The 15,965-nt window shown below is 36.8% G+C and carries 18 protein-coding genes; 15 read left to right on the forward strand and 3 right to left on the reverse strand.

What is annotated here, in order from left to right:
- Window positions 1-111 precede the first annotated feature (111 nt).
- The 13 genes from ACOWPH_RS04065 to ACOWPH_RS04125 all read left to right on the forward strand — a co-directional run bounded on the left by ACOWPH_RS04065 (window position 112) and on the right by ACOWPH_RS04125 (window position 12,079).
- Complete coding sequence (locus ACOWPH_RS04065; protein WP_015214117.1) at window positions 112-1,560, forward strand: sensor histidine kinase; 1,449 nt, start codon at window positions 112-114, stop codon at window positions 1,558-1,560.
- Window positions 1,561-1,705: 145 nt separating this feature from the next.
- Window positions 1,706-2,197 (forward strand): hypothetical protein, encoded by a 492-nt coding sequence (locus ACOWPH_RS04070; protein WP_042465903.1) that lies wholly within the window; start codon window positions 1,706-1,708, stop codon window positions 2,195-2,197.
- A 217-nt stretch (window positions 2,198-2,414) separates the two neighbouring features.
- On the forward strand, window positions 2,415-3,080 hold the full coding sequence (locus ACOWPH_RS04075) for a pentapeptide repeat-containing protein (RefSeq protein WP_015214119.1): 666 nt from the start codon (window positions 2,415-2,417) through the stop codon (window positions 3,078-3,080).
- Window positions 3,081-3,483: 403 nt separating this feature from the next.
- Window positions 3,484-4,308, forward strand: a complete 825-nt coding sequence (locus ACOWPH_RS04080; RefSeq protein WP_015214120.1) for an SDR family oxidoreductase — start codon at window positions 3,484-3,486, stop codon at window positions 4,306-4,308.
- Between the two features lie 23 nt (window positions 4,309-4,331).
- Window positions 4,332-5,261: an alpha/beta fold hydrolase gene (locus ACOWPH_RS04085; RefSeq protein ID WP_015214121.1), complete on the forward strand. Its 930-nt coding sequence runs from the start codon at window positions 4,332-4,334 to the stop codon at window positions 5,259-5,261.
- A 273-nt stretch (window positions 5,262-5,534) separates the two neighbouring features.
- A complete protein-coding gene (locus tag ACOWPH_RS04090) occupies window positions 5,535-6,506 on the forward strand; it encodes a sodium-dependent bicarbonate transport family permease (protein ID WP_015214122.1) in 972 nt (323 codons plus the stop codon).
- 4 nt (window positions 6,507-6,510) lie between these two features.
- A complete protein-coding gene (locus tag ACOWPH_RS04095) occupies window positions 6,511-6,819 on the forward strand; it encodes a P-II family nitrogen regulator (RefSeq protein WP_015214123.1) in 309 nt (102 codons plus the stop codon).
- A 298-nt stretch (window positions 6,820-7,117) separates the two neighbouring features.
- On the forward strand, window positions 7,118-8,272 hold the full coding sequence (locus ACOWPH_RS04100; RefSeq protein ID WP_015214124.1) for an iron-containing alcohol dehydrogenase: 1,155 nt from the start codon (window positions 7,118-7,120) through the stop codon (window positions 8,270-8,272).
- Window positions 8,273-8,407: 135 nt separating this feature from the next.
- The gene (locus tag ACOWPH_RS04105) at window positions 8,408-8,971 is read left to right on the forward strand and encodes a Uma2 family endonuclease (RefSeq protein ID WP_015214125.1); all 564 of its coding nucleotides are present in this window, start codon (window positions 8,408-8,410) and stop codon (window positions 8,969-8,971) included.
- Window positions 8,972-9,063: 92 nt separating this feature from the next.
- Window positions 9,064-9,585: a Uma2 family endonuclease gene (locus ACOWPH_RS04110; protein ID WP_042464816.1), complete on the forward strand. Its 522-nt coding sequence runs from the start codon at window positions 9,064-9,066 to the stop codon at window positions 9,583-9,585.
- A gap of 58 nt (window positions 9,586-9,643) precedes the next feature.
- A complete protein-coding gene (locus tag ACOWPH_RS04115) occupies window positions 9,644-9,892 on the forward strand; it encodes a hypothetical protein (RefSeq protein WP_015214126.1) in 249 nt (82 codons plus the stop codon).
- A 108-nt stretch (window positions 9,893-10,000) separates the two neighbouring features.
- The gene (locus tag ACOWPH_RS04120; protein WP_015214127.1) at window positions 10,001-10,735 is read left to right on the forward strand and encodes a hypothetical protein; all 735 of its coding nucleotides are present in this window, start codon (window positions 10,001-10,003) and stop codon (window positions 10,733-10,735) included.
- 936 nt (window positions 10,736-11,671) lie between these two features.
- Window positions 11,672-12,079 (forward strand): hypothetical protein, encoded by a 408-nt coding sequence (locus ACOWPH_RS04125; RefSeq protein WP_015214128.1) that lies wholly within the window; start codon window positions 11,672-11,674, stop codon window positions 12,077-12,079.
- Window positions 12,080-12,145: 66 nt separating this feature from the next.
- Here the strand turns inward: ACOWPH_RS04125 and ACOWPH_RS04130 are convergent, their stop codons facing one another.
- Both ACOWPH_RS04130 and ACOWPH_RS04135 read right to left on the reverse strand, forming a co-directional pair.
- Entirely contained in the window at window positions 12,146-12,379 is a 234-nt protein-coding gene (locus ACOWPH_RS04130; RefSeq protein ID WP_015214129.1) for a type II toxin-antitoxin system RelE/ParE family toxin, read from the reverse strand.
- A complete protein-coding gene (locus ACOWPH_RS04135; protein ID WP_280514235.1) occupies window positions 12,376-12,606 on the reverse strand; it encodes a ribbon-helix-helix domain-containing protein in 231 nt (76 codons plus the stop codon). The genes ACOWPH_RS04130 and ACOWPH_RS04135 overlap by 4 nt, the downstream gene beginning before the upstream one ends.
- Window positions 12,607-12,752: 146 nt before the next feature.
- Between ACOWPH_RS04135 and trmFO the strand changes: the two genes are divergently transcribed.
- A complete protein-coding gene (gene trmFO / locus ACOWPH_RS04140) occupies window positions 12,753-14,075 on the forward strand; it encodes an FADH(2)-oxidizing methylenetetrahydrofolate--tRNA-(uracil(54)-C(5))-methyltransferase TrmFO (RefSeq protein ID WP_015214130.1) in 1,323 nt (440 codons plus the stop codon).
- 262 nt (window positions 14,076-14,337) lie between these two features.
- Here trmFO and ACOWPH_RS04145 read toward each other — a convergent pair whose 3' ends face one another.
- Entirely contained in the window at window positions 14,338-14,631 is a 294-nt protein-coding gene (locus tag ACOWPH_RS04145) for a hypothetical protein (protein WP_015214131.1), read from the reverse strand.
- A gap of 112 nt (window positions 14,632-14,743) precedes the next feature.
- On the opposite strand from ACOWPH_RS04145, the gene ACOWPH_RS04150 reads away from it, so the two are divergent.
- Window positions 14,744-15,934, forward strand: a complete 1,191-nt coding sequence (locus ACOWPH_RS04150) for a murein hydrolase activator EnvC family protein (protein WP_015214132.1) — start codon at window positions 14,744-14,746, stop codon at window positions 15,932-15,934.
- Window positions 15,935-15,965 lie beyond the last annotated feature (31 nt).

Here is a 15,965-nt window from a genome sequence, read left to right on the forward strand (position 1 = left end):
CTTGCTTGCAAGTTTAACTCAGCATTGTGTAATTACATCAGTTTTACTCCTGACACCTGACACCTGACACCTGAATTCTGCTGTAAGAACCAAGATTATTATATTCACTCAATGAAAGTAGCTCCATTACCATCCAATGAACCAGAGAGGCTAAAAGCACTAGAAAAATACCAAATTCTTGATACCGCTGAAGAACAAGGCTTTGATGATTTAACTGCTTTAGCCGCATATATTTGTAAAACTCCCATTGCCTTGATCAGCTTAATAGATGAGCATCGACAATGGTTTAAATCAAAGATTGGTTTAGAAGTAACAGAAACTCCTAAAAATATATCATTTTGCGCCCATGCTATTCTCCAACCAGAGGAAATATTAATAGTACCAAATGCCCTAGAAGATGGGCGGTTTTATGATAATCCATTAGTGACAGAAGACCCTAATATTCGGTTTTATGCAGGTACACCTCTAGTAACATCTGATGGTTTGGCTTTGGGAACTTTGTGCGCTATTGACCAAAAACCGCACATTCTGAGTCCAGAACAAATTGCAGCACTAAAAAGATTAGGTCGTCAAGTTCTCACACAAATGGAACTGAGAATCAATTTAATGCAGTTAGAAAAAAATATTGTCCAGCGTCAAATAATTGAAGATGAACTACGCATCAGTAATCAAGAGCTTTCTAGTACTGTAAATAAGTTAAGAAAAACTCAAATGCAACTGATTCATGCTGAAAAAATGTCTAGTTTAGTTCCCTTAATTACAGGTATTGCCCATGAAATTAATAACCCTGCTAACTTTATTTATGGCAATCTCAAACACGTAGATGATAACGTCCGAGATTTATTAGATTTATTAAGTCTGTATCAAGAAAATTATCCCCATCCCAGTTCTCAAATTCAGCATAAAACCGATGCTATTGATTTTGGTTTTTTGAATGAAGATTTATTTAAAATCCTTAACTCTATGAAAGTTGGTACTCAGCGCATTCGTGAAATTGTGCTGTCGCTGCGGAACTTTTGTCGGATAGACGAATCTGAAAAAAAATCAGTAAATATAACCACGGGTATTGATAGCACATTATTATTTTTACAGCATAGAGTGGAAGCAAAGGGACATTTTCCGAAAATAGAAGTTATTAAAGAATACGGTGAACTTCCATTAGTAGAATGCTATCCAGCACACCTAAACCAAGTTTTTATGCATTTACTTAGTAATGCTATTGATTCTCTAGAGGAGGCATTTGTTATGCAACCTGAAAAAAAGAATGAACTCAAAATTAACATTCAGACCAAGTATGTTGAACCAGGTTTTGCTATCATCAGAATTGCAGATAATGGAATAGGTATACCTGAATCTATTAGTAAACAAATATTTGATCCATTTTTTACAACTAAGCCTGTAGGGAGAGGGCAAGGTCTGGGATTATCTATTAGTTATCAAATTGTAGTTGATAAACATGGTGGAATATTGAAATATATATCCCAAGAAGGAAAAGGTGCAGAATTTTGGATTGAAATACCTTGTAAAACCCTGACAGAAAGCTCTTTATCTTGTATCTAAATTCCCTAATGCTAGTAATTGAAGTTCACCGAGAAGTTTTCCATAAAAAACTCAATCAAAAGAATAGTGAAAAATCTGACAATTTATGATTTTTAGTTGATTTATGATGAATAAAATCAATTTTGTTAGAAGTAGTAATTTAATCATGCCTAGTTCTAAAACTTTATCCACATCTTTAAATTTTCAAGAAGATTACCCATGTCCTGTTTGTAGAGTCGGTAGAATTTCTCCCATGCCATTAATGGAAGCAATGTCTTGTAACTTTTGCCAAGAAATTTTTACAGTCAACTTGGAAATACAGCAAATCAAGATGCCTTCTAGACAACCTCCGCTAGTTTGGCATTGGAATGGCTTTAAGTGGACAGAAGCCCAACTAGAAGGTGTTGAATTAGGTTGGGGTTACGTGTTAGCAGCAATGGCTTTTGTCATTTTACCAACTACCTTAATTGGCCTAGCAGCTTATTATTTTCCTCCAAATCCTGATGTACCTCTCTCGTGGCTACCATATATCTGGACATTACTCACATTTTTGTTACATTTATCAATTATAGTTTGGATTTTTATTGAAGTTTACCAGATTCCGATTGGGGCATATTTTCGAGCCATCAATCGTTTGAGAAATAGTGCAACAAGGTAAATTTTCATATCTATATTGTGATACATTTGGTAGCCGTAGTCATTGCCATTTGACACTTCATCGGCTAAAAATGCAAGGATTTCATGTTACCATCTGCTCTTTGTCTACTTGAGTAAAAGTATAGCAGAAGCCAACTCAATGAATCGTTATACTCAACATATAGCGACATCACTCATAATTAATTTAATTATTATTTGATTTTCCATCAACACATCATATGAGCGAACTGGAGCGATACTACAGAATCTTAGAATTAGAACCTGGAGCAACACTAGAAGAGATCAACCAGGCTTACAAAGATTTAGTGTTTGTTTGGCATCCTGATCGCCTCCCTAAAGACAACCACCGGTTACAACAAAAAGCTCAAGACAAACTCAAAGCCTTTAATGAAGCTCGTGAAAAATTACGTTCTTTAAACGATAAGTCTCAAACTGCAAATTCTAGACCAACCCAACAAAAAAAACCATCCTCTACTTACTATCAACAACCACAAACAAACTATCAACAACCCAATCAAAATCCAGACTTGAGTGGAAAAGATTTTAGTCGCGCTAATTTAAGTAACAGAGATTTATCTGGTAGAAACCTAAGCTATGCAAATTTAAGCGGTTCTAATCTCAGTGATACTTTTATGCACAAAGTTAATCTTAGGGGTGCGGATTTATCGGAGGCTAATTTGTTTAGAGCTAACTTGTTGTTAGCAGATATGAGAGAAGCAAATTTACGCTCGGCTAATTTGATTGGTGCGGATCTCAGCGGTGCAGACTTGCGGGGTGCAGACTTGACAGGTGCTAGAATTCGCTCAGGTGAGCGTCTACTGGTAAAACTAATTGGTGCTAACTTAGCTGGGGCTATTATGCCAGATGGCGTAATTCATGCTTGATCTCAATCCTAGTTACAGCAGAATTCAGGAGTCAGGAGTCAGGAGTCAGGAGTAAAACTGGCTTTGTGTATAGGTTTGAATTTAGATGTTGTACCTCCTAACTACACAAACTGCTGTATCAAGAACATAAATAACTAAGTTTATGTACCTGCAATATGGGAAACTTCGTAATATTCCTGAGAACAGAAATTTCCCAAAAAAGGTATCCTACGTAACAGAAATATGAAAATATTCTGAGAGAAGCTAATTTATGGGTGTCTAAAATTTTCCAAACAGACTACTTAAGTTTGAATTTTTAAATTTAAACTGGAAAATAGCGACAATCATTTAGTTATAAACTCTTGTAATATCGCTTTTTGCAAATGTAATCTGGAAAGTAATTTATTTTTTTGTTTAGATCGTCATGAATATAGCAATAATTGGTTGTGGTTATGTTGGTTATGCAGTTTCTCAATATTGGCAGGAAAATAAAAATTTTATCATCACTGCAACCACAACTACTCCTGAGCGTGTATCTGATTTAAAGGCTGTAGCCCAAAAAGTTATAGTCACCCAAGGGAATGATTTAGAATCTCTAAACTCAGTATTAAAAAATCAAGATATCGTCATATTAAGTCTAGGTGCAAAAAGTGGAAATACCTATGAAGAAACTTATCTGCAAACAGCCAAAACCTTAGTTTCTGTACTACGGCATTCTCCCAATATTCGCCAGTTGATATATACAGGAAGTTATTCAGTATACGGAGATAGAAATGGTGTTTGGGTAGATGAAGAAACACCACCAGCACCACCTAATCTAAATGCTCAAATTCTTCGCAAAACCGAAGATGTTTTACTATCAGCAGAGAATGAAAACCTCCGTGTTTGTATCTTACGTTTGGGAGGGATTTATGGGCCTGGTAGAGAATTGGTGAAAATATTTGGCCGAGTAGCTGGTACAAATCGTTCCGGTAATGGTGAAGAAATCACAAATTGGATTCACCGAGACGATATTGTTGGTGCTATAGAATTTGCACGTAACCAGCGTTTACAAGGTATTTATAATCTAGTAGATGATTCACATCTCACCAGTCGAGAACTAATTGATAATGTGCTAACAAAACATAATTTACCTAATGTAATATGGGATGCAACAAACAAGAGTAACCGCCCCTATAATACGTGGGTGTCTAATCAAAAGATAAAAGACGCGGGATACAAGTTAATTCATCCTCAAATAACTTTTTAGCCAGAAATACTGAATTTAGGATTATGCAACCTTTTACCATAGCCAATACATCGGGGATTACAGCATCTCCTCCCAAGTTTTATGATTGGCAGAATTATCGCTGTGCTTATGAAGTACATCAACCCATAGATTCATCTGCTGACGGTACTCCTTTACTTTTAATTCATCCTATTGGGGTAGGATTATCAAGGCAATTTTGGCAGCGATTTTGCCATGAATGGTATCAAACCAATCATCAAAATATCATTTATAATCCTGATTTATTGGGATGTGGTGAAAGTGATATGCCTCCTCTGGCTTATAAACCAATTGATTGGGCAAAACAATTACAACATTTTTTACATACAGTAGTACAAAAACCTGTGATTATAATAGCACAAGGTGCTTTATCAACAGTAGCTATTGAATTAATTAAATTAGAGCCAAATCTAATTAAAGGACTTATACTTTCTGGTCCAACAGCTTGGAGTGTAACTACTAAAAATGCACCCAAATGGCAACAAAATCTGCTTTGGATTATCTTTAATTCACCTCTAGGGAATGCTTTTTTCCGCTATGCACGTACACGCAAATTTTTAGTTTCTTTCTCAACTGAGAAATTGTTTGCATCTAGCGAAGCTGTAGACGAAGAATGGTTAGATACTTTAATAGCAGATGCTAAAAATATGGGTGGTCGCTATGCTGTATTTTCTTTTTTAGCTAGGTTTTGGCAACGGGATTATAGTGGTGATATTGCCTCTCTTCGACAACCGACATTAGTTGTTTTAGGAGATACAGCATCAGCTATTAGTAAGGAAGGTAAAAAGGAAACGCCTGATGAACGTTTGGCAGATTATCTGGCTTGTCTACCTCAAGGTCGAGGCATGAAAATTAGCGGACGCAATGTTTTACCATATGAATCAACTGCTGCATTTGTGGCAACTATATCTTCATTTGTTAATGAACTTTCTTAGTTGACATCTTGTACTATGGCAGCCTGTAGGTAAATTGGTTTGCGCTTAAAAGCGAACTGCTTATAAATCAAATTGGTTTTTTATACGCTGTTATAAATAGGTGAGCAGAATAAAACCAAACTGTGTAAAGAAAAGTAAACAAGTCTAAAACCCTTTTTATCCCTGCCCCCGGCCTGATCCCAACGATAATTTTTAACGCCAACCTACTTAGTTGCCACTCTCGTGTCAAACTTATAAAGGAATCTTAATGACAAAATTATAGGAGTGGTGGGAATGGATGTGAGCTTGATTGTATCCAACATCTTGAATCCACCTGTGTTAGCTTTTTTTATGGGGATGTTGGCAGTTTTCCTAAAGTCAGATTTGGAAATTCCAGCACCTATTCCTAAGCTGTTTTCCCTGTATTTGCTATTTGCGATTGGGTTTAAGGGTGGTGTGGAACTGGTAAAAAGCGGCATTAGCCAGGAAGTGATTTTCACTATGCTGGCAGCGATTCTAATGGCTTGCCTTGTTCCAATTTATACTTTTTTTATTCTCAAGATAAAACTGGACTCTTACAACGCTGCTGCGATCGCAGCTACCTATGGTTCAATTAGTGCCGTAACCTTTATCACGGCTAGTTCTTTTCTGACTCAACTGGGTATCAGCTTTGATGGTTATATGGTTGCAGCCCTGGCTTTGATGGAATCTCCGGCTATAGTCGTTGGTTTGATATTAGTAAAATTATTTACTGCTGATCAAAGTGACAGAGAGTTTAATTGGTCGGAAGTATTGCAAGAAGCATTTCTAAATAGTTCCGTATTTCTCCTTGTTGGTAGCCTAATTATGGGTTTACTCACAGGGGAACATGGTTGGACGACATTAAAACCGTTTACACAAGATATGTTTTACGGAGTCCTCACCTTTTTCTTATTAGATATGGGACTTCTAGCGGCAAAAAGAATCAAAGATTTGCAAAAAACAGGCGTTTTCTTAATTTTATTTGCCATACTCATACCAATCGTTAATGCTGGAATTGGTTTAATTATTGCTAAACTAATCGGTATGCCCCAAGGAGATGCTCTCTTATTTTCCGTGTTGTGTGCTAGTGCTTCTTACATTGCAGTTCCAGCAGCTATGCGGCTAACCGTTCCAGAAGCTAATCCTAGTCTATACGTTTCTACTGCTTTAGCTGTGACATTTCCTTTTAACATCATCATTGGCATACCCTTTTATTTATACGCAATTAATATCTTTTGGAGTTGAGATTATGGAGTTAGTTAAACGGCTAGAAATTTTTGCTAATTACGTTGAAGTCAGCAAGATTTTGGAAGCTTTAGAAAAAGCTGGTGTTCCTGAACATACGGTTATTAAGAATGTTGCCGGTAAAGGTAGAGGAGGAACAGACAGTGATGATTTAGCAATGACCTTGCTAGATAACATTTATATTATTGCTTTCTTTGCTCCTGAAAAATTGCCGCTGGTGGAGGTACAAATTAAAAAGATTTTAAATAAATTTGGTGGGACTTGTTTTATTTCTGATGCGATGGAATTGAACACAACTAAGTGTGTTGGTTAGGTAAATTATAGCAGGAATCAGGGGTCAGAAGTCAGGAGTCAGGAGTAAAGTACCCATTTTTTGGAATCAAATTGATGCTCACAATTGAATTGAGAAATGGGTATCTGACTTACGCCACACTACGCTATCAGCAAACCCTATTTATTTAGATTTATAAAAAACGCCATCTACGCATCCCCCTATTAGTCAATAAATCGGATATCTGTTTTTTGAAATAGTATTCTTTAGGTACAGGCGAAAAATTACTAATCTGATTAGAATACTCAAGGTGAAATTTAATTACCTTGTGTGACTAATCATGGAAAATTTCGTTTTTTACAATCCAGTTAAAATCCTATTTGGGAAAGGCCAAATTGCTAATATCGCTTCAGAAATTCCCGCAGATGCTAAAATTCTCATCACCTATGGCGGTGGTAGCATTAAAGCCAATGGCGTTTATGACCAAGTAAAATCGGCATTAGCTGGAAGGAATGTATTTGAGTTTGGTGGTATTGAACCCAACCCTCATCTGGAAACTTTGATGAAAGCAGTGGAATTAATACGCAAAGAAGGTATTGATTTTTTGTTAGCCGTGGGTGGTGGTTCAGTTGCTGACGGGACTAAATTTATAGCTGCTGCTGTTCCTTTTGTGGGCGAACCTTGGGATATTTTAGCAAAAGGCGCACCGATAACTGCGGCTTTACCTATGGGGGTAGTTTTGACTTTACCCGCAACTGGTTCAGAGATGAATACAAGTTCTGTTGTTACCAAGTGGGAAACTCAAGAAAAGTTATTTTTCAGCAGTCCCCTAGTGTTTCCTAAATTTTCGGTTCTTGACCCAGAAACAACTTTTTCTCTCCCTCCTCGGCAAATTAGCAATGGTATTGTTGATGCTTTTACTCATGTGATGGAACAGTATTTAACCTATCCGGTGAATGCACCATTACAAGACCGCATGGCTGAGTCAATCTTAAAAACCCTGATTAAGGAGGGGCCAAAAACCTTAGCAAATCCTACAGATTATGATGCACGAGCAAATTTAGTCTGGTCTGCGACAATGGCGTTAAACGGATTAATTGCTGCTGGTGTACCTCAAGATTGGACAACTCACATGATTGGTCATGAGTTGACAGCGTTGCATGGTATGGATCATGCTCAAACTTTGGCGGTTGTGTTACCTAGTACGTTGACTATTAGACGCGATCGCAAATCACAAAAACTTTTACAATATGCAGATAGAGTTTGGGAAATTGTCGGTGGTTCAGAAGATGAACGGATAGATGCAGCAATTACTAAAACTCGTGATTTCTTTGAATCAGTTGGTGTTCACACTCATTTATCTGACTATGGTGTGGGAGTAGAAACCATTCCCGCAGTGATCGAGAATTTAGAAAAGCATGGAATGACAGCTTTGGGGGAAAATAAAGATGTTAACCCGCAAGTTGTTGAGAAGATTTTAGCTCTTTGCGCTTAGAGATTTAATTTGTAGGGTAGGTATTTTACCTACCCATAACAAAGCAATTTTTAATATCTAAAATTTTTCAACTTGGAATAACAACAATATTGCTACAAATTCTATAATATAATTATCACCACTACAGGAGTCCGTATGACCCAGATATATGAGGGAGTACGCTGGACAAGCTCAGACCTTGAACTCTTGCCAGATAACGGCAACCGTTATGAGATAATTAATGGAGAATTATTTGTGACAAGAGCGCCACATTGGAAACATCAGAAAGCTTGTACTAGAATTGCTAACTTACTCGATAGTTGGTCATTATCGACAGGTTTAGGAGAAGCTGTAACTGCTCCAGGTATTATTTTTACTGATGCTGATAATGTCATTCCTGATGTAGTTTGGGCAAGTAATGAAAGATTAGCGACTTTATTAGATGATAATGGACATTTAACAGGTGCGCCAGAATTAGTAATTGAAGTTCTTTCTTTTGGTGTGGAAAATGAACGCCGAGATAAAGAAGTGAAATTAAAGCTTTATGCTTCTAGAGGTGTGCAGGAATATTGGATAATGAATTGGAAGTTACAACAAATAGAAGTTTATCGAAGAGAAAGGGCAATTTTAGTATTAGTAGAAACTCTGTTTGCTAATGATGAGTTAATATCGCCTTTATTGCCTGGATTTAGTTGTATTGTGGGTCATTTATTTAAATAGAAAGATTACAATTTTTTGCTCAGATTTCCAATTATAGAAAAAAGTAAAAATGGTACAAGCAATAAAAAAAAACTCTCACATTAGATGAGTTTCTGCAACTACCAGAAACTAAACCTGCTAGTGAGTACATTGATGGTCAAATTATTCAAAAACCGATGCCACAGGGAAAACATAGTATAGTTCAAGGTGAACTTGTACCTGCAATTAATTTTGTCGTAAAACCTCAAAAAATCGCTCGTGCATTTCCTGAATTGCCTTGTACCTTTGGTGGACGTTCCATAGTACCTGATATTGCAGTGTTTGTGTGGAATAGAATTCCCCGTGATGAAAATGGAGAAGTTTCTAACACATTTGCAATTTCTCCAGATTGGACAATTGAAATTTTATCACCTGATCAAAATCAGACAAAGGTAACTAAAAATATTTTGCATTGTTTAAAATATGGTACTCAAATGGGTTGGTTAATTGACCCAAGTGAAAGGACTATTTTTGTTTATCGTCCAAATCAACAAATAGAAGTATTTGATGAATTAGATATGTTAATTCTTGTGCCATCTTTTGCTAGTGATTTACAATTAACTGTTGGAGAGTTGTTTGCTTGGTTGTTAGAGTGAAATTGATTCTTATTTAAAATAAGAGTATAATGATTAGAGATATTTAGGAGATGATTTTATGAAATTAAAAATCAAATCAAAAGTTGATGCAGATGGCAAATTATTGTTACAACTTCCTCAATATTTAGCTAATCAAGAATTAGTAATTATTATTAGTGATGTTTCTGAAGAAAAAATACCGACACCAGAAGAATTAGGATATGCTGCTGATTTTTTTGAGAAAACTGCTGGAAAATGGGAAGGAGAAGTTTTGGTTAGAGAAAATTTATTTGATTGTGATCGAAGAGTTTGGGATATTGAAGAATGATTTATTTGTTAGCTATTAATACCTGTATTCAATATATAAATTTGGTTTATTAAAACTCCATCTTTATTTGATTTAGATAGTCTCTCTTTGGCAAGCCAATTAACAAAAATGACAGACACATCTACACATAATCAAGATAATTTGACAAATATCTCAAAAATTCTATGGGATAACGTTTTAAAACCTGACAATTCTTGGAAATATAATCCTAAATGTAGTGAGATACATCAAAAATTATTACATTTTAACCCTAATCATCCTGATACTCCAGAGCATATTGATAAAGTTCTTAAATGTGTAATTAGAGGAGTACGTCTTACAGAAGAAGCGATTAATTGGAATGAACCTTCTATTGGAGGTGAAAAACTTACAGTATATGATAAATTACGGGGAGTCCAATGGCGACTTGTAATCGCTTATATTGGATTTGAAATTACTACTAAAGCATTGATGAATAGTTTTGAGGGAGTGTTGAAATCAAACATTATTATGACATTTATAAAACAGTCTAATCTCCCAAACTATAATCCACTGATTTCACCAAATCCTAAGAAAAAAGAGAATCTTGATAAATGGCTTGCAAAAGATGAAGATGCAATTGCTGAATTCCTGGGAGTAATAAGTCCCAAGGATAAACAACTCATTAAACATTGGATTGTTCAATCTAATTCTATTTCTTCTTGGGAAGAAGCGGTACAACTTGCTAGAATTTTCAGAAATGCCTCTGCACATGGGTTTCTTTCAGCTAAAAAAGTTAGAGATTGGCAACTTAAACCGGGTTTATCTATTCTTGCTGATAATTTAGGTGAGATTATGGCTGCTGGATTAGAAAAATTGATTTAGCAAATTCAACCAGATTCCCGACTTCTCTAAGAACTTGAGGATCTGAACTTTTTCATTATAAAAAACAGGTATTGACATTTGCTACCTAACTATTTAGTATATAAAGTATGTATATCAAGCCAACTTGTAGAGACAAGTAATACCAATATAATATGAAGTTCCATATAATTAGGAGTCTGAAAACCTTGTCAATGCAAGAATTATTCTGTGCAGCTTCATATAAAAATGGTATAAGGCTTAAAACGGATTGGAAACCTGAAAGGGGAACCATACAGCATTTTTCGATCCAACCCGTCACAAAGGTAAATCGCAGAACGAAGTGTATCACTAGTTTTGATGATTTCCATCTGTGGCATCGTTGATTACAATTTGCTGACTATTATTCCGACTGTATACATGTCACTTAAAACTTAAGTTCGGTTCTTCAGTACCTGTTATGCCAAATATGGGTTTATTTATCCCACAACCCTTATAAATAGAGGGTTTCATTATTTATGATGCCCAATAATGTTAAATCAACCAATGAATTTACCTAAAATCCTTATATAGCAAGGCTTTCGGGATTTGGTAAAGTATTTAGCATAGATAAGTATGGAAAAACTTTAAGTTTTTAAGAATACACGGTGAACTCATGGCATCAAACTTTTCGCACACCGTGTATATCCTTATACACTTACTAAAAATTCGTGAATAACAAAATCCCCGATTTCTCTAAGGAAGCTGCTAACTAAGTTAATTGTGCTATTTTCAAAAAAGGCTATTGACATTTGCTACTAAACCAATTTATGATAAGTAGTTAAGAAATATACGGTGAACTCATGGCATCAAACATAGTAGCCGCTGTATGTTTCTCAGTATTTCAACCAAAAATTAAATAAGTGAATAGCTTCAGTAGGATGGCAGCATTAGTGTCAAACTGGACGCAAAGCCCTAAGTATGGCTGATGAAACGGTTACACTGCAAATACCCGAAATTATCTATCAACGGTTAGTCAATACCGCCCATGCTACTCAGCGTCCTTTAGAGGAAGTTATGCTTCATGCTTTACAAGTCGGTAGTCCACCAGCATGGGATGATGTACCAGAAGAGTTTCAAGTCGAACTGGCGGCTTTAGATAAGTTAGATGATAATACTCTCTGTCAAATTTTCCATAGTCAGAAAACAGCAAGAGATATGGAAGAATATAATATTTTATTACTAGAGAAAAATTCTAGTGGTACATTGACAGAAATAGAAAGATTAAATTTAATATCTCTCAGACACGAAGCTGATCTTTTTATGTTGCGTAAAGCTCAAGCCGCTGTTTTACTTCGTTGGCGAGGATATAGTTTACCAAATCATTAAATCCCGGATTAAGAAAACAAAGATTCAAGATTACGATATCCATTAACTACTCGAATAATTTCTACATCATCTTTGTATCAACCGATAGAAAATAATATAAGGATTTACAGATATTCCTCGCAATTCTGGTGATAGTTCAGCATAACTACGACCTATGTTAGGAAATTGTGCTAAAGTTTGACATTTATTTTCTATTGAATTTAAAAATTCAGTTGCAGAACCTAAGTTGAAATTTGATAAATCATCACAAATTTCATTGATATCTTGAATTGCTTCATCTGTTAAACTGTAATTACTCATTGTAAAGATTCACCTTTTTGGGCGAGTTTTTCTCGCAATCTTGCAAAAGCAACTTCACCATCAGTCAATTGTCCCCTATTAGCTTGTTCAATACCCACAGCTACTTTTTGATGGGTTTCTTCTAACCATTGTTCATAATTTTTATCTCTTTCGTCTAACAACTGCAAAGCAGCTACAATGACTTGATAGGCATTTTCATATTTACCACTTTGCAATTTGGCTTGAATTAACTGTTCCTGTTCTGGTTAAAGGCTAATATTCATAGTCACAAATACCACAATTGATGAATTTCACAACTTGAGGATTCAGCATCGATCATTGTAACCTATTATTAATTGTTATTATATCCAAAGCAATAATTAAAAAAATCACTATGACAAAACAACCAATACAAGTAATTGGCGGTGGACTGGCGGGAACAGAAGCAGCATGGCAAATAGCCCAAGCCGGCGTTCCTGTGATTCTTCATGAGATGCGCCCTAAACGGTTCAGCCCTGCCCATCATACGGAAAATTTGGCAGAATTGGTCTGTAGTAACTCCTTTGGCGCTATGGCAAGCGATCGCGCGGCAGGATTATTACACGAAGAATTACGTCAACTTGGTTCTATTGTCATTGCCAAGGCAGATGAACACGCAGTCCCCGCTGGTGGGGCTTTAGCAGTAGACAGAGGACAATTTGGGGAAGATTTGACCCAAACCTTAGCAAATCATCCTTTAATTGATTTTCGCCGGGGAGAAGTGACAGCAATTCCCGAAGGTATTGTAGTTTTAGCTAGTGGCCCTTTAACCAGTCCTGATTTATCCGCAGATTTACAGCGGTTTACCGGGATGGAATATCTCAACTTCTTTGATGCTGCCAGTCCGATTATTTTAGGAGATTCTATTAATAAAGATATTGCTTTTATGGCTTCTCGCTATGACAAAGGTGAGGCAGCATATCTGAATTGTCCTATGAATAAAGAGCAGTATTTACATTTTTGGGAAGAATTACGTCAAGCGGAACAAACTGAATTAAAAGACTTTGAAAAGGAAACAGCAAAATTTTTTGAAGCTTGTTTACCAATTGAAGAAATGGCACGAAGAGGGGAAGATACCATGCGTTATGGCCCCCTAAAACCTGTAGGTTTATCAGATCCTCGCACGGGAGAACGTAACTATGCGGTAATTCAACTGCGACAAGAAGATAAAGCCGGTCAACTTTGGAATATGGTGGGTTTTCAAACTAATCTGCGTTGGGGTGAACAAAAACGAGTTTTTCAAATGATTCCTGGTTTGGAAAAAGCCGAGTTTGTCAGATTAGGAGTTATGCACCGTAATACTTTTTTAAATGCACCACAGTTGATGTCTGCAAGTTTGCAATTTAAAGAACGTCCAACTTTATTAGCAGCGGGACAATTAATAGGTACAGAAGGTTATACTGCTGCGTCTGCGGGAGGTTGGTTAGCGGGAACAAATGCGGCACGGTTGGCTTTAGGAAAAGAACCTTTAATTTTGCCTGTCACAACGATGATGGGAGCTTTATTTGAGTTTATTAGATCCGCTGCACCTAAGCATTTTCAACCGATGGCTCCTAATTTTGGCATTGTGCCTGATTTGGGTGTGAGAATCAAGAGTAAACCGGAAAAATATGGACGTTATCGCGATCGCTCTTTGGCAGATTTAGCCAGTTGGAAAACCGAAAATTTAGCCGTTTAAATGTGAGAATTCAGGAGTCAGGAGTCAGCCCTTCGGCTTCGCTCAGGGCAAGGAGGAAGAATTAGAAGGAGATCAGAATATTCTCAAATCTGGGTAAATGAACGGTTTTTGATGCTTTCATCGCTTATTTATTGCACCTTATCCAACTTTATCAGCCTGAAAATGTTGATATATCTAGGTTTTTGGTTTATATGCCTAACGGCACGCTCTTCGCGTTCAGCAAGCCCTAATTAATTCTGACTCCTGACTCCTGACTCCTTCTTCAATCTTTCTCCTTCAATGTGACTAAACCATGAATACCTACAGATGCAATCAAACATCCTAATAATCCCCAGGTAGCATCTGCAAAAACGTTAATACGATGAGCTAAAGCTCGATGATAGGCATGATCTAACTTTCTTTGATTTGTATTTTCGGCTTCTGCCAATTGTGTCACATAAGTTTCAGCTTTGATTAGTGCAGCATAATCTGTACCAAAATAATACAGTGATATTGCTAATACTAGAAAGCCTGGTATAAGCAAAGTTAGCAAGAGAATTCCTTGTCGTGTCTTCATAAAACTATAAAACTTTATTGGTAGTCAGCATCTGAGCCGATGGGTGTTAAATTTTCGCAAAATTTGGGCATAATACTGTTGTGCTTGCACCTCTTTGGCTGAATATAACGGCATGAACACGGCATTTTTGGGAAAAATCGGATTTGGGTGGTGGTTTGGGACATTGTGCTGTATTTTGTTCAGCTTTTTAGTATTGCTACCAGTATATGGGACATCTTCTATTGATAATTTGAAACAACAGCAGCAGCAAATTCAGCAGGAACGTGAGAATGTAGTGAAGGAGAGCGATCGCTTAACCAATCTGCAAACCGAAGCGCAAAAACACCTAACTGGTTTAAATCAAAATCTGCAAACTACTAATAGCTATATTCAAGAGAGCGAAGCCAGGTTAAAATCGGCAACGGAACTCTTACAACAGTTAGAAGCTGATTTACTGACAGCAGAACTTGTTTATCAAGAACGACAAGTAGCAACAGTGGCAAGATTGCGGTATCTTCAGCGTTCTTCAGCTTCTCAAGGATTAGCTGTTTTACTGCAAAGTACAAATATCACCGATTTTATCAGTCGTCGTTATCAGTTGAAACTAGTTTATCGAGCAGATCAGCGAATTTTGGCTAAACTGGCAGCACAAGCAAAGCTGTTAATTACCCAAAGAACCGAAGTAGAAGGGCAAAAAAACCAGATTGCTTTGATTAGAGAACAATTATTAGGTCAAAAAGCCGATTATCAAACTCAGGCACAATCACAAACGGAATTAATTCAACGCTTAAATAGCGATCGCTTGGCTTTGGCAGCAGCGCAAAATCAGCTAGAACAAGATTCCCAAAATTTGACAGTTTTAATTCAACAAAAGATCGCTGAACAAATAGCCAGGGAAGCAGCACAAGCAAAAACCAATAGTAAAAGTTGGATTCGTGGTACAGGTATCTTTGCATTTCCTAGTGACGCACCCACTAGCAGTGCCTTTGGTTGGAGAATTCACCCGGTGCTTGGTTATCGACGCTTTCATGCAGGTTTGGATTTTGCTGCTAGTTACGGTAGTACCATTAGAGCCGCAGATTCAGGAATAGTGATTTTTGCAGGTTGGTATGGTGGATATGGCAAAGCTGTGATTATCGATCATGGTAAAAGTCTCACCACACTTTACGGACATAGCAGCGAGTTATATGTGACAGAAGGGCAATCTGTGCAACAAGGACAAGCGATCGCTTCTGTTGGTTCCACAGGTTTATCGACAGGGCCTCATTTACATTTTGAAGTTCGCCGCAATGGTTCACCAGTTGACCCAGCAAATTACTTGTAATTCAAAAAATGTGTTATACTAGAAATTGTAT

This window comes from Anabaena sp. PCC 7938 (assembly GCF_049315035.1).
Taxonomy (GTDB): Bacteria; Cyanobacteriota; Cyanobacteriia; order Cyanobacteriales; family Nostocaceae; genus Anabaena; species Anabaena cylindrica.